We start from the raw sequence: 24222 nt of genomic DNA, 5'->3' as shown, positions 1-24222 counted from the left end.
GCCCCCATCCGAAAACCCGGCGATCCTGGAAACGATGTGCCGGCGCAACGGTCTCCTGATGACAACGGGCGCGGAATCCGTGTCCATTCACGCTCACTGGCCTTGTGACGGCCCCGATGGGCCGTCGATGGGTCGAGAGGGAGGTCAAACAGGTGCGCGCGTCATGCCGCGATGCGCCTGGGCGAACACGGCGAAGCCCAGCATGCACAGTCGCAGTTGCTCGCGGACGTTGGCGTCGGACAGCGTGCCGTCTTGCGCGAACACGCTTGGTGCGCGCGGCACCAGCAGGCGGCCTTCGCTCCACAACTCCACCCCCCAAAGTGCGCGGCACGGGCGGCCAGGCGCTCTGGCTCAGAATCTCGATCCCTGGCCGCCAAGGTCTGAAATTGGCAGGTTTGCCCTGACGGTCCTCACCGCCAGGGCATGCCGCTGCTCCACCTGGCGCTCAAGGCGCCGCATCCACCAGGATCACCTCGGCATCCTCGATGGCGGTGATGTGAAGGATCGACACGTCACGCACCGCTGCGCCATCGCCGGCATCCAGGGCCATGCCGTTGACCTCGACTTTGCCTTTCGCCGGCACGAGGTAGCCCCGTCGGTCTGCACCGAAGCCGTAGTCGACGGCCTCGCCGGCCTTGAGCGTCGCCCCCAGGACGCGCGCATCGGCGCGGATCGGCAAGGCGTCTTCATCGCCGGGCATGCCGCTGGCCAAGGTGACGAAGCGGCCGGAGCGATCGTTCTTGGGGAAGGGCTTGGCATCCCAGGCCGGGGGGCCGCCTTGTTGGTTGGGAATGATCCAGATCTGGAAAATCGTCGTCGGCCCGGCTTCCAGGTTGTATTCGGAGTGGCGGATTCCGCTGCCGGCACTCATCACCTGCATGTCGCCGGCCTCGGTGCGGCCGTGGTTGCCCAGATTGTCTTGATGCGTGATCGCACCCTCGCGCACATAGGTGATGATCTCCATGTCCGCATGGGCATGGGGTGGAAAGCCGGTGGAGGGGGCGATGGTGTCGTCGTTCCAGACGCGCAGCGCCCCCCAACCCATGCGCCCTGGGTCGTGGTAGCCGGCAAAGGAAAAGTGGTGCTTGGCGTTCAGCCAGCCGTGGTTGGCGCCGCCAAGACGACCCAGCGGTCTGCGTTCGATCATGCGGGGCTCCGAAGGGGTGAACCGACCGGTCATGCGCCGTGCGTGTTGGGGATGACTGTCGAACCCTGCCTAACTGGATGGATGCGCGGCGCGCAGGTTCTGGACGATCAGCGTTGCGCCAGGCGCGCGTATCGGACAGGAGTTTTTGCATGCTGGTAAACGCGCCTCGCTCGTCCTGGGCACGAATGGCTTCGAGAACCTTTCCATGGTCAGGGAGTGCTTTTTTGAAGTTACTTGCGCGCCGGGCAGAGAAGGACAGGAGCATTTCGAGGGCGGAACTGATCACGGTCGACAGTGGAATCAGCAACTGATTGCGGCTTGCCGCCAGAACTGCGACATGGAAGTTCAAGTCGGCCTTGACCCAAGCCTGGATGTTTTCGGATGCGGCCATTGCCGCGTATGCAGACTCGGCCCAGGCTGCGGGCGTAGTCGCGCCGGGCCTGCAGCCACGCACCTTCGGAGTTGAGCAGCACGCCGTCCATGTCGAAGACGACGGCGCGGATGGTCGTGTCGACCTCGGCGTGCGCCTGGGCCGCTCCGGGCGCCTCTTGCGCGCCCTCCGGGAGAGGGGTGCCTCGGTCCGGGTCGCAGGGCTGCGGGCTCATGCCGCCGCGTGCTTGCCGCCCAGCACAGAGGCGGCGCGGGCCATCGCGGTGATGCGCGCCCAGTCGCGCGCAGCCAGCGCCTCTTCGGGCACCAGCCAGGAACCACCGACGCACACCACATTGGGCAGGGCGAGATAGTCGGGGGCGTTGCCCGCGTGGATGCCCCCGGTGGGACAGAAACGCAGCTCGGGCAGCGGTCCGTGGAGCGATTTGAGCAGCGCCCGGCCGCCGGCCGCCTCGGCCGGAAAGAACTTGAGCGTGGAGAAACCCGCCTCGCGCGCGCGCATGGCTTCGCTGACGGTCGCCACGCCGGGGAGAAAGGGCACGGACGCAGCCCGCACCGCGGTGGCGAGGTCCTGGGTCAGCCCGGGGCTGACGCCGAACTGCGCGCCGGCGTCGCGCGCTTGCTCCCACTGCGTGCGGTCGAGCACCGTGCCCGCGCCCACCCAGGCGTCGGGGACGGCGTCGCGCATGCGGCGAATGACGGCCAGCGCCGCCGGTGTGCGCAACGTGACTTCGAGGGAGCGGATGCCGCCCGCCACGAGTGCCGCGGCCAGATCGGCGGCGAGGCCGGCGTCGTGGACCACGATGACCGGCATCACCGGGCTGAGGTGCAGGATTCCGAGTGCGTCCATCTTGGGTCTCCCGGGCTCAGGCCGCATGCCAGTCGGGGTGGCGAAAGCTCGCCGCGCCCTGCTCGGCGCCGTCCACCGCGTCGCGGAACACGGAGAACAATTCGCGGCCCACGCCGAACTGGTTGCCGCGCAGGCTCGCCACGGCGGGCGGGCGGGCCGCCCACTCGGCCTCGGGCACATCGGCACGCAGGATGCCGTGCACGGCGTCCACGGTCATCATGTCGCCGTCGCGCACCTTGGCCAGCGGGCCGCCGCTGGCGGCCTCGGGCGTGATGTGGATGGCTGCAGGCACCTTGCCCGAGGCGCCGGACATGCGGCCGTCGGTCACCAGCGCAACCTGGAAGCCGCGATCCTGCAACACCGCCAGCGTGGGCGTGAGCTTGTGCAGCTCGGGCATGCCGTTGGCGTGCGGCCCCTGGAAGCGGATGACGGCGACCAGATCGCCCGTCAGCTCGCCGCGCTTGAAGGCGCCGAGCAGCGCGTCCTGGCCGTCGAACACGCGAGCGGGCGCCGTGACCACGCGGTGTTCCGGCTTGACGGCCGACACCTTGATCACCGCCCGACCGAGATTGCCCTGCAGCAGCTTGAGGCCGCCGTCGGTGCTGAATGGATCGGACGCCGGGCGCACCACGCTGACATCGCGCGACGCGGTCTCGGCCGCGCGCCATTGCACCTGGCCGTCGATGAGGAAAGGCTCCTCGGTGTAGCGACGCAGGCCGGGGCCGGCCACGGTGCGCACGTCTTCGTGCAGCAAGCCGGCGTCCAGCAATTCGCGGATCACGAAGGCCACGCCGCCCGCAGCCTGGAAGTGGTTCACATCGGCGTTGCCATTGGGATAGACGTGCGCCAGCAGCGGCACGACGGCAGACAGGTCGTCGAAGTCGGTCCAGTCGATGGCAATGCCCGCCGCGCGGGCAATGGCCACCAGATGAATGGTGTGGTTGGTGGACCCGCCGGTGGCGAGCAGGCCGACGATGGCGTTGACCACCGCGCGCTCATCCACCAGTTCTCCGATCGGCATGGGCTCGGCGCCCACGGCCGAAATACGCACCGCCCGTTGCGCCGCCGCGCGGGTGAGCGCCTCGCGCAGGGGCGTGCCCGGGTGGACAAAGGCCGCGCCCGGCAGATGCAGGCCCATGATCTCCATGAGCATCTGGTTGGAGTTGGCGGTGCCGTAGAAGGTGCAGGTGCCGGGCCCGTGGTAGGACTGCGTCTCGGCTTCCAGCAGCGCGTCGCGGCCGATCTTGCCTTCGGCGTAAAGTTCGCGGATATGCGCTTTTTCGCTGTTGGACATGCCCGTGGTCATGGGCCCGCCCGGCACGAAGATGCCCGGCAGATGGCCGAAGGCCAGCGCGCCGATGAGCAGCCCCGGGACGATTTTGTCGCACACGCCCAGATACAGCCCGGCGTCGAACATCTGGTGGCTCAAGGCGACCGCGGTGGCCATGGCGATGACGTCGCGCGAAAACAGCGACAGCTCCATGCCGGTCTGTCCCTGGGTCACGCCGTCGCACATCGCCGGCACGCCGCCGGCGAACTGCGCGCTGGCGCCCGCTTCGACCGCCGCCTGCTTGATCCAGGCCGGAAACTCCGCCAGCGGCTGGTGCGCCGAAAGCATGTCGTTGTAGGCGGAGACGATGGCCAGGTTGGGGGGCGACTCGGGCTTGAGCTCGCGCAGCACGATTTTCTCGCGCCCCGGCATGGCCGCCATGGCGTGGGCGAGGTTGGTGCAGGACAGCTGGCTGCGCTCCACCCTGTGCTGGCCGGCTGCGCGTATGCGCTGCAGATAGGCGGCGCGAGGCCCGGCACTGCGGGAAACGATGCGGTCGGTGACGCGTGTGAGAACGGGATTCAAGGACGACATGGGCATTTCGAACGAAGAATTTCAAATGTAATATTGTTACGTTCAGGCGATACTATCCCTCACTTGGCACGAGCGCAAGCGGAGGATCACTCGCATGGATCTGCAGCGCGGCGGAGCGGAGCATCCCCGGGGCGGGTCGATGCCTCTTGCCTATGGCATACCCATCCCATGCACGCGGGCGAGACCATCCGAGGCCAGGCTGTCGTTCGGACGCGGGGACATTGACCGAAGGTAATTTAGCTACATACCATATGCACTCGACAAGACAGAAAGCCAACCAGGAGACGCAATCATGACCACCTCCCCCCCCTTCGACATCGTGCTGTTCGGCGGCACTGGGGACCTGGTCATGCGCAAGCTGCTGCCAGCGCTCTATCAGGCGCACAAGGCGGGCCTGCTGCATCCACTGGGGCGCATCCTGGCCCTGGGCCGCAAGGACGCCGATCGCGCCGCTTACCTGGCGCAGATGGAGGCGCAGGCGCGGCCGCATGTGCAGGCCGACTTCGATGCCGCCGTCTGGGCGACATTCGCCGAGCGCATCCTCTATTGCAAGCTCGACGCCGAGCAGCCGGCCGATTTCGACGCCCTGGCGCAGGCGCTCGCCGGCAATGGTGGCCGCATCACCGTGTGCTACCTCGCCACCGCGCCGGTGCTGTTCACCGGCATCTGCGCCCAACTCGCGCGCGTGGGGCTCAACCACCCCGGCGTGCGCGTCGTGCTGGAAAAACCGCTGGGCCGCGACCTGGCCTCGTCCAACGCCATCAACGCCGAGGTGGGGCGACACTTCGCAGAAGACCAGCTCTACCGCATCGACCACTACCTGGGCAAGGAGTCGGTGCAGAACCTCATGGCGATCCGCTTCGGCAACACCCTGTTCGAGCCGCTGTGGCGCCGCGAATGGGTGGACAACGTGCAGATCACCATTGCCGAGGACCTCGGCGTGGAAGGCCGCGGCGAGTTCTACGACAAAACCGGCGCGCTGCGCGACATGGTGCAAAGCCACCTGCTGCAACTGCTGTGCATGGTGGCCATGGAGCCGCCGGCCACGCTCGAGGCCAATGCCATCCGCGACGAGAAGCTCAAGGTGCTCAACGCGCTCAAGCCCTTCAGCGAATCCGATGTCGCGGCCAACTCCGTTCGCGGGCAGTACCGTGCCGGCGCCATCGGAGGCCAGCCCGTCGTCGGTTACCTGGACGAGGCCCGCATCGCTCCGGGCAGCCGCACCGAGACCTTCACCGCCATCAAGGCCGAGATCGCCAACTGGCGCTGGGCAGGGGTGCCCTTCTTTTTGCGCACCGGCAAGCGCATGCCCGAGCGCCTGGCCGAAGTGGTCATCAGCTTCCGCAAGGTGCCGTTGGCGCTGTTTCCCGGGCCGAGCATGGAGCGCGCGTCGAACCGCCTGGTCATCCAACTCCAGCCCGACGAGAGCATCCAGCTCTATTTCCTCGCCAAGGAGGCTGGCGACGGCATGCGACTGCAGCCCACCTATCTGAACCTGGACTTCGACGCCACGTCGCAGCACCGCCGCGCCGACGCCTACGAGCGTCTGTTGCTCGATGTCATCCGCGGCAACCTCGGCCTTTTCATGCGGCGCGACGAACTCGAAGCCGCCTGGCACTGGGTGGAGCCCATACTCGCCGGCTGGAACAACAGCACCCTGCCGCCCAAGCCCTACACCGCGGGGACCTGGGGCCCTGCAGCCTCCAGCGCCCTGCTCTCGCGCGACGGCGTGGCCTGGCATGAAGAACTCTGACGCGCCCTTCGAGGCCTGCGCCGACGCCGCGGACCTCGCGGCGCGCCTGGCCCGAGACCTGGCCGGCGTGCTGCGCGACGCGCTCGCAGCACGCGGCAGCGCGGTGCTGGCCGTGTCGGGCGGGCGTTCGCCGGTGCCCTTGTTTCACGCCCTGGCGGCGCTGCCGCTGGACTGGACGCGCATCACCATCACCCTGGTGGACGAGCGCTTCGTGCCGCCAGACCACGCCGACAGCAACGCCGCGCTGGTCCGCGCGCACCTGCTGCAAGGCAACGCCGCGGCGGCGCACTTCGCGCCGCTGGTCGGGGCCGACGACTTTGCCGCTGTCGCCACGCCAGCCGACGCCGAGCGTGCGCTCGCGGCAGCCGTGGCCCGCGCCAACCGCGGCACGCGGCCCATCGACGTTGCCGTGCTCGGCATGGGCGATGACGGCCACACCGCCTCGCTGTTTTCCGGTGCGCCCGAAATCGCGGCGGGACTGAACCCTCGCAACCCCATGGATTGGCTCGCCGTCCATCCCCCGGCCGCACCCCATCGACGCATCAGCCTCACCCTCGCCGCGCTGCTGCGCGTCGGCCATCTGCGCCTGGCCATCTCGGGCGCGACCAAGCGCGCGGTCTACGCCGCGGCCCTGCAGGCGCGGCGCGACGACCTGCCTTTGAGCGCCCTGCTCCATCCACCACACGCCCATTTCCATGTCTACTGGAGCCCTTGACCCCGCGCCCCGGCTGATCGCCGACATCGGCGGCACCAATGCCCGGTTCGCCCTGCAGACCCCGCAGGGGCTGGAGGACATCCGCGTGATGGCGTGCGCCGATCACCCCACGCTGGTGGACGCGCTGCGCAGCTACCTGGCCGCCGTCGGCAACCCGGCGGTGCGCCACGTCGCCATCGGCATCGCCAACCCGGTCTACGGCGACCAGATCCGCATGACCAACCACCACTGGGCGTTCTCGACCGAGCGGACGCGGCGCGATCTTGGGCTGGACACCCTCCTGGTGCTGAACGACTTTGCCGTGCTTGCCCGCGCGCTGCCGGTTCTGCCGGCCAACGAATTGACGCAGATCGGCGGCACGACCGCCGTGCCCGGTGCGCCGCTGGGGCTGCTGGGCGCGGGCACAGGACTGGGCGTATCGGGCCTGGTTCCCACGGGCGCCGGCCGCTGGGTGCCGCTGGCTGGCGAGGGTGGGCACGTGAGCCTCGCACCGTTCGACGAGCGCGAGGTGGAGGTGTGGCGGCTGGCGCGGGCGCGCTACGGCGGGCATGTCTCGGCCGAGCGCGTGCTCTCCGGACCGGGGCTGGAATTCCTGCACCAGGCGCTATGCAGCCTGGCGGGCGAGGCGCCCGCAGCGCGCAGCGCCGCCGACATCAGCCGCCTCGGCCTGGACGGCAGCGACCCGCGCTGCGGCGAGGCGCTGGACCTGTTCTGCGCCCTGCTGGGCACCGTGGCCTCCGACCTGGCCGCGACCCTGGGCGCGCGCGGCGGCATCTACATCGGCGGCGGAATCGTGCCACGGCTGGGCGACTACTTCGCCCGCTCCCCATTTCGCGCGCGCTTCGAGAACAAGGGCCGCACCTCGGCGTATCTGGCGGACATCCCGGTGTGGGTCATCCGCAGTCCGTGGCCCGCGCTGCTGGGCGCAGCGGCGGCGCTCGATCAGCATCTCGAACCGCCGGGGGAGTCGCGCCATGCTTGAGCGCATTCGCAACCAGATGCCGCAGCTCTCCGCAGCCGAGCGCCGCGTGGCGCAGTCGCTGCTCGACCGGCCCAACGACTTCATCCAGGCCGCAGTGGCCGACATCGCCCGCGACGTGGGCGTGAGCCAGCCCACGGTCATTCGCTTCGCCCGCTCGGTCGGCTGCACCGGGCTGCAGGACCTCAAGCTCAAGCTCGCCGGCAGCCTGGTTGGCGGCATACCCTATGTGCATGCCAGCGTGGGCCCCAAAGACTCCACGGCCGTGCTCGCCGCCAAGGTGTTCGACAACGCCATTTCGGCGCTGCTGAACTGCCGCAACGCGGTCAGCCCCGCATCGCTGGACCAGGCCATCCGGCTGCTGGCCGGGGCGCGCCGGCTGGAGTTCTATGGCCTGGGCAACTCGGGCATCATTGCCGCCGACGCGCAGCACAAGTTCTTCCGCTACGGCACGCCTGCCGTGGCCTATGCCGACCCGCATATCCAGGCCATGGCCGCCACCCTATTGGGACCGCAGGACGTGCTGGTGGCCATTTCCAACTCCGGACGCACCAACGAGTTGCTCGACGCCGTGGACATCGCCCTGCGCGGCGGCTGCAAGGTGGTGGCCATCACCTCCACGGGCTCGCCGCTGGCGCGGCTGGCCAGCGTGGCCCTGCTCGCCGACGCGCAGGAAGACGCCGAGTTCTTCAGCCCCATGCTGACGCGGCTGTTGCACCTCACCCTCATCGACGTGCTCGCCGTGGGCGTGGCGCTGCGCCGTGGGCCTGAACTCGTCGCCCTGCTGGAAAAAACCAAACGCAGCCTGAAGAGCCATCGCCGGCGCAGCGAGAGCTGAACCCCCGGCGCCCTCGCGCGCTTGCGCGCACACCACAGCCTTTCCACTCCATCCCATGCCCACACTCACCCAACTCCCCGCCTGGCGCGCGCTCTGGAAGCATTTCACCCGCGCTCGCGACTGGTCGATGCGCGAGCTGTTCGACACCGATCCCGAACGCGCGCAGCGCTACTGGCTGGAACAGGACGGCCTGATCCTCGACTATTCCAAGAACCGCCTCACCGACCAGACGCTCACGCTGCTGCTGCAGCTCGCCCGCGAAGCCGGCGTGCCCGAGCTCATCGAGGCGATGTTCCGCGGCGACAAGATCAACGTCACCGAAGACCGTGCGGTGCTGCACGTCGCACTGCGCAACCACGCGGGCACGCCCATTCTGGTCGATGGCGAGGACGTGATGCCCAAGGTGAACGCGGTGCTCGACCGCATGGCGCGCTTCTCACGCGCGGTGCGCTCGGGCGACTGGGTGGGCTACACCAACCAGCCCATCACCGACATCGTCAGCATCGGCATCGGCGGCTCCGACCTCGGGCCACTGATGGTGTGCGAGGCGCTCAAGCCCTACGCCCATCCGCGCCTGGCCATGCACTTCGTCTCCAACGTCGACAGCTCGCTGCTCAAGGAAACGCTCAAGCGCGTGTATCCCGAAACCACGCTGTTCATCATCGAATCCAAGACCTTCACCACCAGCGAAACCCTCACCAACGCCCATACCGCGCGCGACTGGTTCCTGAGCAGCACCGGCGGCGCCGGCAAAGTGGCGCGGCACTTCGTCGCCGTGTCCACCAATCGCAAGGCGGTGGCAGACTTCGGCATCGACCCCGCGCACATGTTCGAATTCTGGGACTGGGTGGGCGGGCGCTACAGCCTGTGGTCGGCCATCGGCCTGCCCATCATGCTCTGCCTCGGCGAGGAGAACTTCCACGCCCTGCTCGACGGCGCGCACGGCATGGACCTGCACTTCCGCACGGCGCCGTTGGAAACCAATATGCCCGTGCTGCTCGGGCTGGTGGGCATCTGGTACATCAACTTCTTCGGCGGTGGCAGCCACGTCATCGCGCCCTACGACCAGTACCTGCACCGTTTCCCGTCCTTCATTCAGCAGCTCGACATGGAGTCCAACGGCAAGCAGAGCACCCGCGACGGCAGGCCGGTGGACTACGAGACCGCGCCCATCATCTGGGGCGGCACCGGCATCAACGGCCAGCACGCCTTCTTCCAGCTGCTGCACCAGGGCACCCACATCGCGCCCATCGACCTCATCGCCTCGCTCGACGGCCGCGGCTCGCTGCCCGGCCACCACGAAATCCTGCTCGGCAATATGTTCGCGCAAGCCGAAGCCTTCCTGCGCGGCAAGACGCTTGACGAAGCCCGCGCCGAACTGCGCGCAGCAGGGCTTGACGCCGCCGCCGTGCGGGCGCTCGCGCCGTTCAAGGTGTTCGATGGCAACCGCCCGACGAACACCCTGCTGCTGCAGCGCCTGGACCCGCGCTGCCTGGGCGCGCTGATCGCGCTGTACGAACACAAAGTCTTCGTCCAGGGCGCGATCTGGGGCCTGAACTCCTTCGACCAGTGGGGCGTGGAGCTCGGCAAGCAGCTCGCCCAGACCATCGTCGGCGAACTCAGCGGCGAATCGGCCCCCGTCCCACACGACAGCTCCACCGCACGGCTCATTGCCCTCTACCGGCAAAAGAACCTCCACGGTGAACCCTCGGCGGACTGACCCGGGGCACGGGCCATCCGCATCCACCCAGCGCCTGGTCGCATGGCACGATTCGGACGAGAGCCGGTCAGGGGTGAGCTGGCGCAACCGTGTCGAAAAGCTCGAACAATTGCTGCGCGCTTGGCGAAAGACGGCGACCGCGGCGACTGATCAGACCCATCTTGCGCGTCACGGTGGGCTCAAGCAGCGCAATACCGGCGAGCAGGGGATGGTCAGGGCCGGGCATCGCCATCGCCATCGCTGGCACGGCGGCAACGCCGCGCTTTGTGCTGCGCTGATGGCGCGCGAGGCTGGCGCCTCGGTCCAGCTCCTCGAAGCCTCGCCGCGCGAATGGCGAGGCGGCAATTCGCAGCACACCCGCAACCTGCGCCGCATGCACGAGACGCCACAGGATGTTCTTGCCGACACCTACACCGAAGAGGAGTTCCGGCAGGACTTGCTCAAAGTGACGGGCGGCCAGACGGACGAGAAGCTGGCGCGCCTGGTGATTCGCGCCTCCAGGACCTGCCGCGGCTGGATGCGAAGCCATGGCGTTCACTTTCAGCCTTCCCTGTCGGGCGCGCTGCATACGGCGCGCACCAACGCCTTCTTCATGGGCGGAGGCAAGGCCCTGATCAATGCCGACTATCGAAGCGCCATGCAACGCGGCGTGCGCGTGCGTTACGACGCTCCGGTCGATCGCATCGAACTCGATGGCCTGCGGTTCGTCGCCGCATACGTGAAGGGCGCGCGCATCGAGGCGCGGAGCTGCGTACTTGCCGCTGGCGGCTTCGAGTCCAACCGCGAATGGCTGCGCGAGGCCTGGGGTCGCAATGAACGTGGTGAATACCCGGCCGACAACGTCCTGATCCGCGGCACCCGCTTCAACACCGGCGCGCTGCTGCGCTTCATGATGGACGCCGGCGCCGACACCATCGGCGATCCGACGCAGGCCCACATGGTCGCGATCGACGCGCGCGCCCCCCCCTGTACGACGGCGGAATCTGCACGCGCATCGACTGCGTTTCGCTCGGCATCGCGGTGAACCGCCATGCCGAGCGGTTCTACGACGAGGGCGAGGATTTCTGGCCCAAGCGGTATGCGATATGGGGCCGGCTCGTCGCCCAGCAGCCCGGGCAGATTGCCTACTCGATCATCGATGCCAAAGCCGTGGGGCGCTTCATGCCTCCGCTCTTTCCTGGCGCGAAGGCCGCGAGCCTGCCCGAGCTTGCGCGCCAGCTCGCGCTGGACGAATCCCGTTTCATGCAGACCCTGGACGCTTACAACGCCGCGTGCCGGCCGGGCCACTTCGACCCTCCGCGGCTGGACGACTGCCACACCGAAGGGTTGACTCCGGCCAAGACCCACTGGGCGCGCAGCATCAACACGCCGCCCTTTTTCGGCTACGCGCTTCGGCCCGGCGTCACCTTCACCTACCTGGGCCTGAAAACCGACGAAACAGCGGCGGTGCGCTTCGGCGGCGAGCGCAGCCCCAATCTCTTCGTCGCAGGCGAGATGATGGCCGGCGGCAACGTTCTGGGAAAGGGCTACACGGCTGGAGTCGGCATGAGCATCGGCACCGCTTTTGGCCGCATCGCCGACCGCGTGGGACGCAAGGACGCGATGGTCTATGCCCTGGTCTTGATGGGGGCGAGCACGCTGCTGATCGGGCTGACGCCGTCGTACGACAGCATCGGTGTGGTCGCCCCCGTGCTGCTCATCGTGTTCCGCCTCATGCAGGGAATCAGCTTCGGTGCGGAGTTCGGCACGGCTTCGACCTGGGTGGTCGAACAGGCAGCGCATTCGAAGCGGCGCGCCTTCTGAGCGCCCCCAGGGTCGGCTCGCCGACCCGCCCCCCGTGGGGGTCAAGGAAATTTGGGGCGGCCCTGCGTTTCCTTGAGAGGCGCCTGGGTCGGCTTCGCCATCCCGATCGGGCTCCTCCCCGGCTTCGGCTCCGTCCTCCTCGTCAAGTCGTTGATGACGCCGCAGCAATTCACCGCCCGGGGCTGGCGCATCTTCTTCGCCGGCTTCCTCGTGGCCATTGTCGGCATCGTCATCCGCTCGCGCACGATGGACAGTTTCGTCTTCGAGCGCCTCAAGGCCGACTCGGCCACCCTCAAGAGTCCCGCCTACCAAGTCTGGCGCGAAATGCCCCTGCGCATCCTTCGAACCTCGCTGGTGAACGCGATGTCCGGTGGCGCCTTCTTTCTCAGCTTCGTCTCCCGCAGCTTTTTTCTCGCATCGATCGCGGAAATCATCGGCTTCGGCTTTGTGTTCGGTTTCGGCTACGGAGCGATCCCAACGTTTTATACCGAGAACTTTCCGACGCGCTACCGTGCGTCAGGCGCAAGCGCCGCCTACCAGCTACCAGATATCCCAGGTCTACGGCGGAGGGCTGATCCCCATCGTCGCCGGCGTCCTGCTGCACGCCTACGGCATCCATCAGGCCTATATCGACATCGGCCTGTTCGTGATGGTCTACGCGCCGCTTCCGAGAAAACAAGGACGGCGGCGCCGCCTGCCCTGACGCGAATGATGTGGGGCGCCATCGGCGCTTGCGCTGAGGACGCCGAGCGCGTTCATTTCACCGGAGCAGGCAGCCTGCCGTCGGCCTTTGCGGTGACGGATTTCGCGGCCGCCGCAGTGGCGACGGCAGGCTTGGCCGTTGCTGAATGGCTCGCACTGGCACACCGCCCGGCCGCCACCGTCGAGGTCGATCGGCGGCTGTCCTCCATCTGGTTCGCGACGACGCTGCGCCCGATCGGCTGGACCGGGCCGTGGGCCGGACGGCGCGGCTTCGATAGCTTGGTGCAGATGAGTTCGGGAATTGCCGAGACGGACAGGCGCTGGCAAAACGCCACCATCCCGACCCCTTCCGCTGCAGGCACTCGACCACGCCACGGGCTATTTGATGGCGGCCGTGGCGATTCGCGGCTTGACACGCCGGCTCGCGCAGGGCGAGGCGACACAAGGGCTTCTATCCCTTGCGCGTAGCGCCAAGGTGCTGATGGAGTGCGATGCGAAGCCGGACGAAGCACGACTTGCCGGTGAAACCGGGGCCGACCCCATGCCGCAACTGGAGCACACGGCATGGGGGCTCGCGCACCGCATTGCCGGGCCCTTGCGCATCGCCGGGGTCGACCTGCGTTGGGATCCTCCTGCCGGGAGACTCGGCGCAGCAGCGTCGCGCTGGCCTTGACGGGTTCGCTCTGCCGGACGTGACACGGCCACCGATGTGGGTGGGGCGCTGCCATCGCCGAGGCAAGGGTAAACCAGTTTGGGCATGCGTCCAGTTCATTCGTAAAGTTTGGACGTCACGCATGAAGTGAGGCAGCGCAGCAACATGACATTCGACGTTGTGATCGTTGGCGGCGGGTCCGCCGGAGCAACCCTCGCGGCGAGGCTGAGCGAGGATCCTGCTGCCCAGGTCTGCCTGATCGAAGCCGGCGGCGACGGTCGCGGCCTGCTGGTTCGCGTCCCGGCGGGCATCGTCGCCATGCTGCCGGGGCGGCCCAAGATCAACAATTACGCCTACGAGACCGTGCCCCAGCCGAACCTGAACGGGCGGCGCGGCTACCAGCCCCGCGGCAAGGCCCTGGGTGGCTCCAGCGCCATCAACGCGATGCTCTACCTGCGTGGGCATCGCACCGACTACGACGACTGGGCGCGCCAGGGTTGCGAGGGCTGGTCGTTCGACGAGGTGTTGCCCTACTTCAAGCGTTCCGAAGGCAACCAGCGCGGCGACAGTGCGTTTCACGGCGGCCAGGGTCCGCTGCAGGTCGGCGAGCAACAAAGCCCCCGCCCGGTCTCCAGGGCTTTCGTGCAGGCCGCCGTGGAATGTGGGATTGCGCCCAATGACGACTTCAATGGCGCCGAGCAGGAAGGCGTGGGGCTGTACCAGGTGACCCAGTTTTACCGCGGCCCGCGAAGCGGCGAGCGGTGTTCGGCGGCCGCCGCCTACCTGCATCCGGTGATGGACCGGCCCAACCTGACGGTGATGACGCACACCCAAGCGCTGCGCGTCGTGATGGAAGGCACGCGCGCCGTGGGAGTCGAGGTGCAGCGCCAAGGAAAGCGCGACATCATTCGCGCACGGCGCGAAGTCGTGTTGTCGGGTGGCACCTTCAACTCGCCTCAGCTGCTGATGCTCTCGGGCATCGGCGACCCGGACGAGCTGGCCCGCCACGGCATCGCCGTGCGCCACAACCTCCCCGGTGTGGGCAAGAACCTGCAGGACCACCTCGACTTCATCCTTTCCTATCGATCGAAGGAAACGGATCTTTTCGGCATCGGCGCGGTTGGCACGGTGAACCTCATCAAGGCCATGCTCGAATGGCGCAGGTCGGGCAAGGGCATGCTCGCTTCGCCGTTCGCGGAAGGCGCGGCCTTCATCAAGTCGAGTCCGCGCGTCGAGCGTCCCGACCTGCAATTGCATTTCGTCATCTCCATCGTCGATGACCACGCGCGCAAACTGCACCTGGGCTACGGTTTTTCCTGCCATGTGTGCGTGCTGCGTCCGAAGAGCCGGGGCGAGGTGGGGTTGACCGACGCCGACCCGCTGTCGGCGCCGCGCATCGACCCGAAATACCTCTCGCATCCCGACGACGCAGCGCTGCTGCTGGCGGGCGCGAAGCAGATGCGTATGATCCTGCGCGCACCGGCACTGGCGAAGTACCGCCACAAGGAACTCTATACCGAAAACGTCGAAACCGACGAGGCGCTGCTGCAGCACATCCGTGCGCGAGCCGACACGATCTACCACCCTGTGGGCACCTGCCGCATGGGCACGGATTCGATGGCGGTGGTTGACCCGCAGTTGCGCGTGCATGGCATCGCCGGTCTGCGCGTGGTGGATGCGTCGGTGATGCCCACGCTCATCGGCGGCAACACCAACGCGCCAACCATCATGATCGCCGAACGAGCTGCCGACTGGATGCGCGCCGACGCTCGCGGCACTGCCGCCGCAGGCACGGCGTGAACCCGAAAGGGCCGCGGCTCCTCGGGCGGCGGCAAGCCGGCAGCCACCCGCCCCGGGGCGCGAACCATGCGGTGAACCCCCGACCGATCCGGAGACTTCCGAATGCACAACGCGGCTGACATGCCCATGGCCCACACCGAACTCGATGCCGCGCTGCAGACGCTCGACGAGCACAAGCGCGCCTGGGTCCAGACATCGGTGCGGGAGCGTCTGGCGCTCCTGGCCCGGATCAAGGAGTGCCTGATGCCGGTGGCCCAGGCCTGGGCCGAAGCGGCTGCTCGCAAGAAGGGCCTTGCGGCTGACTCGCCATTGGCCGGCGAGGAATGGATCTCCGGCCCCTACGCCGTCATGGCGTACTGCAACGCGATGATGCCGACGCTGTCGAGCGTCGAAGGGCGTCGGCATCTCGAAGGCTTGCCGCTGCGCGAGCTGCCCAACGGCCAACTGGCGGCTCAGGTCATGCCAAACTCCGTCTGGGACCGCTTGCTGCTCAGCGGCGTGCGTGCGCAAGTGTGGATGGAGCCCGGTGTGACGCGCGCCAACCTGGCGCAGCACACGGCGACGGCCTACAACACCGGGGCAATGCCCGAAGGCAAAGTCGCGCTGGTTCTGGGCGCCGGCAACATCGCGGCAATTGCGCCGCTGGACTGTCTGCACAAGCTGTTCGTCGAGAACCAGGTGGCGATCCTGAAGATGAACCCGATCAACGCTGACCTGTCCGAGTTCCTGGAGCCGGCGCCAGAGATGACCAGCGAAACCGCGCCACGGCGCCAGCCCGGACGGAGCCGTTCGGGCTGGCAATCGGGCAAGCCACCGGACAAGAAGCTGGAACTGGCGCGGCATGCCCTGGCGAGCCTGGCCGAACTTGGGTTCGCGCGCATCAACCTGCGCGAGATCGCCACCCGCTCGGGAGTTTCCCTGGGCGTGATTCACGACTATTTTGAAGACCAGAATGAACTGTTGATCGACTGTGTCGGCCTCTACAAGGAAGCCTTCATTCGCGCGCTCGAAGAACGCATCGATGTGGCCGAAAGCGCCAGCGCCCTGCTGAGCGAGTTCGTCGACGTCCTGGTGCGCGCGGCCCAGGATCAGGCCCGCACGCACCGCCTTTGGTACGACGTGCGCGCGCAGGCGCTGTTCGACGCATCGTTCCGCCCAGCCGTGGACGATCTGGAAAACCGCATGGTGGGCGTCGTCCAGCGGCTTCTCGACCGAGTGCGGACACTGGGCGGCGAACTCGCCCCGAACAGCCCGATCGATGCCACCAGCGCCTACGTCACGATCGACGGTTGGTTTCGCTACTTTCTTCAGCAGCACATTGCAGGCGACGTGCGGGCCTGCGCCTCGTTGCGTCAACGCCTGGCGCAGGTGCTTTGCCTCGCGGAGGCTCATCGAGCGTGAAGCCCGTGGCGGCGTCCACGCCTGCGCCGGTCATGCGGCGTTCGCCGGCGCTCGCAGCTTGAGAGCGAATCGGAGCGAATCGGCGGCAAGGCGCCGGGCCCATAGAGCTCGCCGCTGCAGCCGGCTTCCTGTCCCGGCACCGGGCGACCAGGATCGGCAAGATGGCTCTGATCGCCGTTGGCGCTGTACGCTGTAGCTTTGTCGACCGGAACAATCGCCATGCCGATCCAGAACTTCGACGCCATCGTCATCGGTGCGGGCCAAGCTGGGCCGGCGCTTGCTGCGCGCTGCAGCAAGGAGGGGCTGAAGACTGCGGTCATCGAAAGGCACGACTTCGGTGGCACCTGCGTGAATGTTGGCTGCACGCCCACCAAGACCCTGGTCGCCAGCGCGCGCGCCATCCGCCTGGCGCAGCGCGGAGCGGAGTTTGGCTTTGACATCGGCCGCCTCCGTGTCGACATGGCGCGCGTGAAAGCCCGCAAGGACGCCATCGTCAAGCCGTCGCGCGAGGGCGTCGAAGCCTGGATGCGCGGCCTGAAGGATGCCGAAGTCATCGTCGGCGATGCTCGCTTCGTCGCCCCGGCGACCATCGAGGTCAACGGCCGGCAGCTCACGGCTCCGCGCATTTTCCTCAACGTCGGCGGACGTTCGCTGCGCCCTGCGCTAGCCGGCATCGATCGCGTGAAGACGCTCGACAACGTCTCGATCCTGGAACTGGACGCGGTGCCCGAGCATCTGGTCATCGTCGGCGGCAGCTATATCGGCCTGGAATTTGCCCAAATGATGCGGCGCTTCGGTGCCGCGGTGACGGTGGTGGAAAAGTCGGCGCGGCTGCTGGCGCGTGAAGACGCCGACGTCTCGGAGGCGATCCGCGGCATCCTCGAAGCCGAAGGCGTGCGCTTCGAACTGGGGGCCGAGTGCCTGTCCCTGGACCAGGACGGTGAGCAGATCGCGGTGGGTGCCGCATGCGGCACGGACAAACCCGTCATCCGGGGCAGCCATGTCCTGCTGGCCGTCGGGCGCCGCCCGAATACCGATGGCCTGGGGCTGGATCTGGCCGGCATCCGTATTGACGAGCGTGGCTACATCGTCGTTGACGATCAGTGCCGCACGAGCGCGCAAGGCGTGTGGGCGGTGGGCGACTGCAACGGTCGCGGCGCCTTCACGCACACGGCGTGGAACGATCATGAGATCGTCGTGGCCAATCTCTTCGACCAAGACCCGCGACGCCTATCCGACCGCATCCCCTGCTACGCGCTCTTCATCGACCCCGCGCTCGGCCGTATCGGCCTCAACGAAGCCGAGGCACGCGCCAGTGGTCGCAAGGTGCTGCAGGCGAAGATGCCCATGCAGCGCGTCAGCCGCGCGCGCGAAGCCGGCGAGACACAAGGCTTCATGAAGGTGCTGGTGGATGCCGAAACCCAACTGCTGCTCGGTGCGGCGATCCTCGGGCTCAACGGCGATGAGGTCGTGCACGGCATGCTGGACGTGATGGCCGCCAAGCAGCCCTACACGGTCATCTCGCGATCCATGCCGATCCACCCGACGGTGAGCGAACTCGTGCCGACCCTGCTGCAGCAGCTCAAGCCGCTGGATTAAGACGGCCCCCACACCTGCCGCTTTGCGTCAGGCCCCCCGAGGGGGTCAAGGAAACTTGGGGCGGCGCGGCGTTTCCTTGATCTGCTGCTTGGCTCAGTTCACCACCAAACGCGGCGCCGCTTGGGTGGCAGCCACGCTGCCGATGACCGCGGCCTGGGCGAAGCCGTGGCGCTGGAAAACCGCCAGCACCTCGTCCACCGCGTTTGGCGCACAGGACACCATCAATCCACCACTGGTCTGCGGGTCGGTCAGCAGCGTCTTGTCCTCGGCCGCGAACGCTGCCGACAGGATCACGTCGCTGGCATAGCTGGACCAGTTGCGGCCGGACGCGCCAGTGACGAAGCCGCGGCCGACAAGCTCGCGCACACCGGCCATCAGCGGCACGGATGCCCAGTCCAGCCGCACCTCGCAGCGTGCGCCGCGTGCCATCTCCAGGGCATGGCCGGCGAGGCCGAAGCCGGTGACATCGGTCAGCGCGTGCACGCCGGGCAGCGCCGCAAGGTCCGGGCCCGGTGTATTGAGTTGCGTGGTGGTGGCGACCATCAGGGCGTAGCCGGCGTCGCCGAGTTCGCCTTTCTTCAGCGCGGCCGACATCACGCCGACCCCCACCGGCTTGCCCAGGACGAGCAGGTCTCCGGGTTGGGCGCTCGCATTGCGTTTCACGTGCTTCGGGTGCACCAGACCGAGCGCGACAAGCCCGTAGATGGCTTCCACCGAATCGATCGTATGGCCACCGGCGACCGGAATGCCGGCCGTGCGACACACCGACGCACCGCCTTCGAGGATGCGGCCGATGGTCTGGGTGGACAAGACGTTGATCGGCATGCCCACCAGCGCCAGCGCCAGGATCGGGCGGCCGCCCATCGCGTAGACATCGCTGATCGCGTTCGCAGCGGCGATGCGACCGAAGTCGAACGGGTCGTCGACGATGGGCATGAAGAAGTCGGTGGTGGCGATCAGCGCCTGCTCGTCGTTGAGCTGGTAGACCGCCGCATCGTCGGAGGTCTCGATGCCGACGAGCAAGGACGCCGGAATGGGCATCGCCGCCGTGCCCTTGAGGATGTCCGAAAGCACGCCAGGCGCGATCTTGCAGCCGCAGCCGCCGCCGTGCGAAAGTGAGGTCAGTCGGGGTTCGGTGTGGGCGGCGGGTGCGTTCATCGTCGAATTCCAGGGGTTTGTCGGGCCATCAATGCAGCCACCAGGCTGTGCAAGCTGCTGCTCTCGGCTTCAGGAGAAAAAAGCGGCGCTCGATGCGCGATTTGGCGCTTCAGCTTGTCGAGCATATCGGGATCGTCCCGGACTTGCTGCAGCAGGGTTGCCAGCGCCGCGTCGTCGCCGACCGCGAAGGTTCCGCCGTAGTCCTTGCCCAGCAGCCCGACATTGCCGTCGATGCGCGAAGCCAGCACCGGCGTGCCGCTGCGGATCGCTTCGATGACGACATGGGCGCCGCCTTCCATGCGGCTGGGGTGCACCAGGACATGCGCGGTCTGGATGCGCCGGCGCGTCGCGGCGTGGGACAAGGCGCCGTGCCAGCGGTAGTTGGACTGCGCGGCGGCCAGGGCAGAAGCCTCGGCGCCCAGTTCCGGATCGAGGGCTGCGCCGATGTGGTCGAGCCGGATGTCGGCGCGGTTGGCCAGTCGCCGCGCCGCGCGCAAGTAGGTGCGCGGGTCTTTCTCGTCACGCAGATGCCCCACGCTCAGCACGCGCAGATGCTCCCGTGTTTTCGGTAGCGTGCGCCGGGAGGTGCACGACTGCAACAGCACGCGACACTTGGAGCGCAGGGCCTGGGGCAGCCGGTCAGCGCCCAATGCATTGAGCACCACCAGGAAATCGGCGACCTGCAACGAATGCTGTGCGCTGGCGTCGGCGTCGATGTCGCGGTACAGGTCGGTGCCGGTGAGCGTCAGCAGCAGTGGGCGTTGCGAGTAGGCCGCTCGCCAAGCCGCCACCGATGGAGCCGAGCGGCGCGCGTGCAGCGCGATCATCAGCGCCTCGTCTCCGGCAGCCCACTGCGAGGTCAAACGGATGCTGTATGCTGACCGCAGCATGGTTGCCCAGCGGCGGGCCGTCTGCCAATTGCCGTTGTTGGCGTCCTGCAGCGCCGGTGTCACGATCACGATGGATTCACGATGCATGATGCAAGCCTAATGCTTCCGGCCTTCGCTGCGCGTCAGGGCGGCATCGACGTTCTGGCCGACGCGTTGCAGGCGAGTCGGCGCGACACGTTGGCGACATTCGCCGTCTATGAGCAGGCCTTGCCCGGCCTCGGAGTGCCGCTGCATGCCGAACGCAACCCGCCGCTGTGGGAGCTCGGGCATATCGGCTGGTTCCAGGAATACTGGCTGGCGCGCAATCCCGAGCGCCACCGCGGCGCGGCTGCGGACCCGGAGCTTGCACGCGGTCGAGCGCTGCGGGCCAACGCCGACGCCCTGTACAACTCCAGCAAAGTGCCGCACGACTCGCGCTGGGAGTTGCCGCTGCCCGACGCCGATAGAACGCGCGATGAGCTGGCACGGCAACTGGCCGGCACCCTGGGGCTGCTGCGTGAAACCCGTGACGCCAGCGACGACGCGCTGTACTTCTTCCGCCTCGCCCTGCTGCACGAAGACATGCACCACGAGGCCGCGCTCTACACCGCACAGGCGCTGGGCATTGCCGTGGAGGACGCGCGCTGGCAAGCTGCCACGTTGCCGGAGCCATCGTCGCCGAGCACCTTGCCGGCAGGGCCATGGCGCCTCGGCAGTGCGCCGGACGCAGGCTTTGTTTTCGACAATGAGCTGCAAGCGCACAACGTCGCACTGGGGCCAACGACCATCGATGCCCAGGTGGTCCGTTGGATGGAGTTCCTGCCGTTCCTGGAGAGCGGGGGTTATGCGGACGACCAGTGGTGGAGCGCGGCCGGCCGGCAATGGCGCGCGCAGCAGCAACCCGGCGCCCCGCGCTATCTGCGGCGCGTCGGCCCCCATTGGCAACTGTGGCGCCACGGCCAATGGCGGGCACTGAACCTGGCCGAAGCCGCATGTCACCTGACCTACCACGAGGCTGACGCCTGGTGCCGCTGGGCCGGCCGGCGCTTGCCGAGCGAGGCCGAATGGGAGCGTGCTGCGGTGGGTCGGCCTGAGGATTTCCGCTGGGGCGACGTCTGGGAGTGGACGGCGAGCCCCTTCCAGCCGTATCCGGGCTTCGAACCTCACCCCTATCGCGACTACTCGGCACCGTGGTTCGACGACCGCCCGGTGCTGCGCGGAGCGTCCTGCATGACGCAGCCGCGCATGCGCCATCCGCGCTATCGGAATTTCTTCCCGCCGCACCGCAACGATATTCCGGCAGGGTTTCGCAGCTGCGCCGGATGACCGGGCCTTGCCTTCCGCCTGGGTGCGCTGGCCGCAGCCTTGCTGCGCGTGAGCATTCCCGAGGCGACCACCGATGGCCTTGCCAGCCCTTCGGTCTGGCGCCAGCTCACGGCGCGCCTGCGGGCGCGCCAATAATGGATGGCTGCTTGTCGATTTTGCGCATCGCGGTTCGTCGTGTCACGCAGAGGGATTTCCTCTGCCTGGAGGATGGATCATGACCACAAACACGGTCCGGCTTCACCGCGTCATCCGGGCCACTGCGGAGCGCGTCTATCGCGCCTTCCGCCTTCCTCGACGCCGACGCCATGGCCAAGTGGCTGCCGCCCAATGGCTTCACCGGCAGGGTTCAGCATCTGGACGCCAGGGTGGGCGGCAGCTATCGGATGTCGTTCACGAACTTCACCACCGGCAACAGCCACGCCTTCGGCGGTGAGCACCTCGAATTGGTGCCGCACGAAACCATGCGCGACACGGGCCAGTTCGACGACCCGAATTTGCCAGATGTGATGCAGACGTCCGTCACCCTGCGCGCGGGCCTGATCGACGAGCTGCATCTGGCCGTTCGCCCCATTCTGCTCGGTTCCGGGGAGCATCTTTGGGATGGCCTTGACCTGCATGCCCTGGGCTATGCGTGCACGCATGCGGTTGCCGGCGAGCGCGCGACGCATGTTTTTCTGGGCAAGCGGGCATGATCGGCTCAGCACGCACGGCAAGCCGCCCTGCCCGCTGGCATCGCCCGCATCAACCCAACCCCGATGGATGCAAACCCACGGGCAACCGGACATCTCAAGGCAGACTACGCTCGTCATGATGCAAACCATCCTCAAGGTCTCGAACCTTTCCAAGACGTATGCCTCCGGCTTTCAGGCGCTGAAGAGTGTCAATCTCGACATTCGCCGCGGCGAGATCTTCGCCCTGCTGGGCCCCAACGGCGCCGGCAAGACGACGCTGATCAGCATCATCTGCGGCATCGTCAATGCCAGCACCGGGACCGTGCTGGTTGACGGGCACGATATTGCGCGCGACTACCGGGCGTCTCGCTCCCTGATCGGCCTGGTGCCGCAAGAGCTGACCACGGACGCCTTCGAATCGGTCTGGGCCACGGTTTCGTTCAGCCGCGGCCTGTTCGGCAAACCCGCCAATCCTGCCCACATCGAAAAGGTGCTCAAGGCCCTGTCCTTGTGGGACAAGCGGCAGAACAAGATCATGACCCTGTCGGGCGGCATGAAGCGGCGCGTGCTCATTGCGAAGGCGCTCGCCCATGAACCGCAGATCCTGTTCCTCGACGAGCCGACTGCCGGGGTGGACGTCGAACTCAGGCGCGATATGTGGCAGTTGGTGCGCGAGCTGCGCGACTCCGGCGTCACGGTCATCCTGACCACGCACTACATCGACGAGGCCGAAGAGATGGCCGACCGCATCGGGGTCATGAGCAAGGGCGAACTGATCCTGGTGAAAGACAAGGCCGAGCTGATGCACGAGCTGGGCAAGAAGCAGCTCTGGCTGCAGTTGCAGCAGCCGCTGCAGCAACTGCCCGCCGAACTTGCGATCTATCCGCTGGAGCTGTCGAGCGACGGCAGTGAGCTGACCTACACCTATGACACGCAGGACGGGCGCATCGGCATCGTCGATGTCCTCAAGCATCTGGGCGATGCCGGAATCCATTTCAAGGATTTGCGCACCACGCAGAGTTCGCTGGAAGACATCTTCGTGAACCTGGTCAGGGAGGGGGCATGAATCTCTACGCAGTCCGCGCGATCTACGCGTTCGAAATGGCCCGGACCTGGCGGACCTTGATGCAAAGCGTCATTTCCCCGGTGATCTCGACCTCGCTGTATTTCGTCGTGTTCGGTGCCGCCATCGGCTCGCGCATGCCAACCGTCGGCGGCATCAGCTACGGCGCCTTCATCGTCCCGGGGCTGGTCATGTTGTCGCTGCTGACGCAGAGCATCTCGAATGCGTCCTTCGGCATCTACTTCCCCAAGTTCACGGGCACGATCTACGAGCTTCTGTCGGCCCCGGTCTCCACGATCGAGATCGTGCTGAGCTACGTCGGCGCGGCCGCGACCAAGTCCATCGTCCTCGGGCTCATCATCCTCGCAACCGCGGCGCTCTTCGTGCCGCTGCGTGTCGAGCATCCATTCTGGATGCTGGCGTTTCTCGTGCTCACGGCGACGACCTTCAGTCTCGTGGGCTTCATCATCGGCATCTGGGCGGATGGCTTCGAGAAGCTGCAAGTCGTGCCGCTGCTGATCGTCACGCCGCTGACTTTCCTGGGCGGCAGTTTCTACTCCATCGACATGCTGCCTGCGTTCTGGCGGACGGTGGCGTTGTTCAATCCGGTGGTCTACCTGATCAGCGGATTTCGCTGGAGCTTCTATGGCCTGGCCGATGTGGGCATCGGCGTCAGTCTGGGGATGACGCTGGCCTTCCTGCTCATGTCCCTGGCGATCGTGGCCTGGATCTTCAAGACCGGGTATCGACTCAAGGCGTAGCCCACTGCATGCCTGCGACTCCTCGCACAGGCCGCTTGTATGTTTAAACCAGACCAGCGCGGTACAGTCGGATCACCGCTGAGGTGACCAGACCGGACCGTGCAGCCTGGAACGCCCTGGAGTCGGCGAGCCTGCTCGCCAGCTCGTGGCTGAGTTGATTG

Annotated in this window: 19 protein-coding genes and 3 pseudogenes; 15 read left to right on the top strand and 7 right to left on the bottom strand. The window is 67.3% G+C overall.

Annotated elements, in window-relative coordinates; genetic code table 11:
• Positions 1-144 precede the first annotated feature (144 nt).
• The 5 genes and pseudogenes from ACYCUK_RS02130 to edd form a co-directional block, all read right to left on the bottom strand.
• A complete protein-coding gene (locus ACYCUK_RS02130; protein WP_461593196.1) occupies positions 145-306 on the bottom strand; it encodes a hypothetical protein in 162 nt (53 codons plus the stop codon).
• A gap of 139 nt (positions 307-445) precedes the next feature.
• Positions 446-1147, bottom strand: coding sequence for a pirin family protein (locus ACYCUK_RS02125; protein ID WP_461593195.1), 702 nt, complete (start codon positions 1145-1147; stop codon positions 446-448).
• A 196-nt stretch (positions 1148-1343) separates the two neighbouring features.
• Positions 1344-1538, bottom strand: a pseudogene (locus ACYCUK_RS02120) (FCD domain-containing protein); the annotation flags it as partial.
• A gap of 210 nt (positions 1539-1748) precedes the next feature.
• Positions 1749-2387: a bifunctional 4-hydroxy-2-oxoglutarate aldolase/2-dehydro-3-deoxy-phosphogluconate aldolase gene (gene eda, locus ACYCUK_RS02115; RefSeq protein WP_461593194.1), complete on the bottom strand. Its 639-nt coding sequence runs from the start codon at positions 2385-2387 to the stop codon at positions 1749-1751.
• A 16-nt stretch (positions 2388-2403) separates the two neighbouring features.
• The gene (gene edd / locus ACYCUK_RS02110; RefSeq protein ID WP_461593193.1) at positions 2404-4251 is read right to left on the bottom strand and encodes a phosphogluconate dehydratase; all 1848 of its coding nucleotides are present in this window, start codon (positions 4249-4251) and stop codon (positions 2404-2406) included.
• Between the two features lie 292 nt (positions 4252-4543).
• On the opposite strand from edd, the gene zwf reads away from it, so the two are divergent.
• The 11 genes and pseudogenes from zwf (at position 4544) to ACYCUK_RS02055 (ending at position 18213) form a co-directional block, all read left to right on the top strand.
• Complete coding sequence (zwf, locus tag ACYCUK_RS02105) at positions 4544-6004, top strand: glucose-6-phosphate dehydrogenase (RefSeq protein WP_461593192.1); 1461 nt, start codon at positions 4544-4546, stop codon at positions 6002-6004.
• Positions 5991-6719: a 6-phosphogluconolactonase gene (gene pgl / locus ACYCUK_RS02100; protein ID WP_461593191.1), complete on the top strand. Its 729-nt coding sequence runs from the start codon at positions 5991-5993 to the stop codon at positions 6717-6719. The genes zwf and pgl overlap by 14 nt, the downstream gene beginning before the upstream one ends.
• Positions 6700-7701 carry a glucokinase gene (locus ACYCUK_RS02095; protein ID WP_461593190.1) on the top strand — a complete coding sequence of 334 codons (1002 nt, stop codon included), beginning with the start codon at positions 6700-6702 and terminating at the stop codon, positions 7699-7701. Before pgl ends, ACYCUK_RS02095 begins: the two co-directional genes overlap by 20 nt.
• Positions 7694-8536: an SIS domain-containing protein gene (locus tag ACYCUK_RS02090; protein WP_461593189.1), complete on the top strand. Its 843-nt coding sequence runs from the start codon at positions 7694-7696 to the stop codon at positions 8534-8536. The genes ACYCUK_RS02095 and ACYCUK_RS02090 overlap by 8 nt, the downstream gene beginning before the upstream one ends.
• A gap of 55 nt (positions 8537-8591) precedes the next feature.
• Entirely contained in the window at positions 8592-10256 is a 1665-nt protein-coding gene (pgi, locus tag ACYCUK_RS02085) for a glucose-6-phosphate isomerase (RefSeq protein WP_461593188.1), read from the top strand.
• A 208-nt stretch (positions 10257-10464) separates the two neighbouring features.
• Positions 10465-12059, top strand: a pseudogene (gene tcuA, locus ACYCUK_RS02080) (FAD-dependent tricarballylate dehydrogenase TcuA).
• Positions 12060-12131: 72 nt separating this feature from the next.
• Positions 12132-13229 (top strand): MFS transporter, encoded by a 1098-nt coding sequence (locus tag ACYCUK_RS02075; protein ID WP_461593187.1) that lies wholly within the window; start codon positions 12132-12134, stop codon positions 13227-13229.
• Between the two features lie 13 nt (positions 13230-13242).
• Positions 13243-13434: a hypothetical protein gene (locus ACYCUK_RS02070; RefSeq protein ID WP_461593186.1), complete on the top strand. Its 192-nt coding sequence runs from the start codon at positions 13243-13245 to the stop codon at positions 13432-13434.
• A 144-nt stretch (positions 13435-13578) separates the two neighbouring features.
• Positions 13579-15213, top strand: a complete 1635-nt coding sequence (locus tag ACYCUK_RS02065; RefSeq protein ID WP_461593185.1) for a GMC family oxidoreductase — start codon at positions 13579-13581, stop codon at positions 15211-15213.
• 102 nt (positions 15214-15315) lie between these two features.
• A complete protein-coding gene (locus tag ACYCUK_RS02060; RefSeq protein WP_461593184.1) occupies positions 15316-16614 on the top strand; it encodes a TetR/AcrR family transcriptional regulator in 1299 nt (432 codons plus the stop codon).
• Between the two features lie 219 nt (positions 16615-16833).
• Positions 16834-18213 (top strand): FAD-containing oxidoreductase, encoded by a 1380-nt coding sequence (locus ACYCUK_RS02055; RefSeq protein ID WP_461593183.1) that lies wholly within the window; start codon positions 16834-16836, stop codon positions 18211-18213.
• Positions 18214-18306: 93 nt separating this feature from the next.
• Here the strand turns inward: ACYCUK_RS02055 and selD are convergent, their stop codons facing one another.
• Together selD and senB are read right to left on the bottom strand one after the other, a co-directional pair.
• Positions 18307-19371 carry a selenide, water dikinase SelD gene (selD, locus tag ACYCUK_RS02050; RefSeq protein ID WP_461593182.1) on the bottom strand — a complete coding sequence of 355 codons (1065 nt, stop codon included), beginning with the start codon at positions 19369-19371 and terminating at the stop codon, positions 18307-18309.
• Positions 19368-20348, bottom strand: a complete 981-nt coding sequence (senB, locus tag ACYCUK_RS02045; protein ID WP_461593181.1) for a selenoneine biosynthesis selenosugar synthase SenB — start codon at positions 20346-20348, stop codon at positions 19368-19370. Before senB ends, selD begins: the two co-directional genes overlap by 4 nt.
• A 12-nt stretch (positions 20349-20360) precedes the next feature.
• On the opposite strand from senB, the gene senA reads away from it, so the two are divergent.
• The 4 genes and pseudogenes from senA to ACYCUK_RS02025 all read left to right on the top strand — a co-directional run bounded on the left by senA (position 20361) and on the right by ACYCUK_RS02025 (position 24061).
• On the top strand, positions 20361-21566 hold the full coding sequence (gene senA, locus ACYCUK_RS02040) for a selenoneine synthase SenA (protein ID WP_461593180.1): 1206 nt from the start codon (positions 20361-20363) through the stop codon (positions 21564-21566).
• A gap of 214 nt (positions 21567-21780) precedes the next feature.
• Positions 21781-22096, top strand: a pseudogene (locus tag ACYCUK_RS02035) (SRPBCC domain-containing protein); the annotation flags it as partial.
• Positions 22097-22376: 280 nt separating this feature from the next.
• On the top strand, positions 22377-23303 hold the full coding sequence (locus ACYCUK_RS02030) for an ABC transporter ATP-binding protein (protein WP_461593303.1): 927 nt from the start codon (positions 22377-22379) through the stop codon (positions 23301-23303).
• Complete coding sequence (locus tag ACYCUK_RS02025) at positions 23300-24061, top strand: ABC transporter permease (protein WP_461593179.1); 762 nt, start codon at positions 23300-23302, stop codon at positions 24059-24061. The genes ACYCUK_RS02030 and ACYCUK_RS02025 overlap by 4 nt, the downstream gene beginning before the upstream one ends.
• The last annotated feature ends 161 nt before the right edge of the window (positions 24062-24222 follow it).

The organism is Thiomonas sp. (assembly GCF_054608695.1).
The sequence above is the reverse complement of the archived record's forward strand: the minus strand, read 5'-3'. Positions and strand labels throughout refer to the sequence as shown.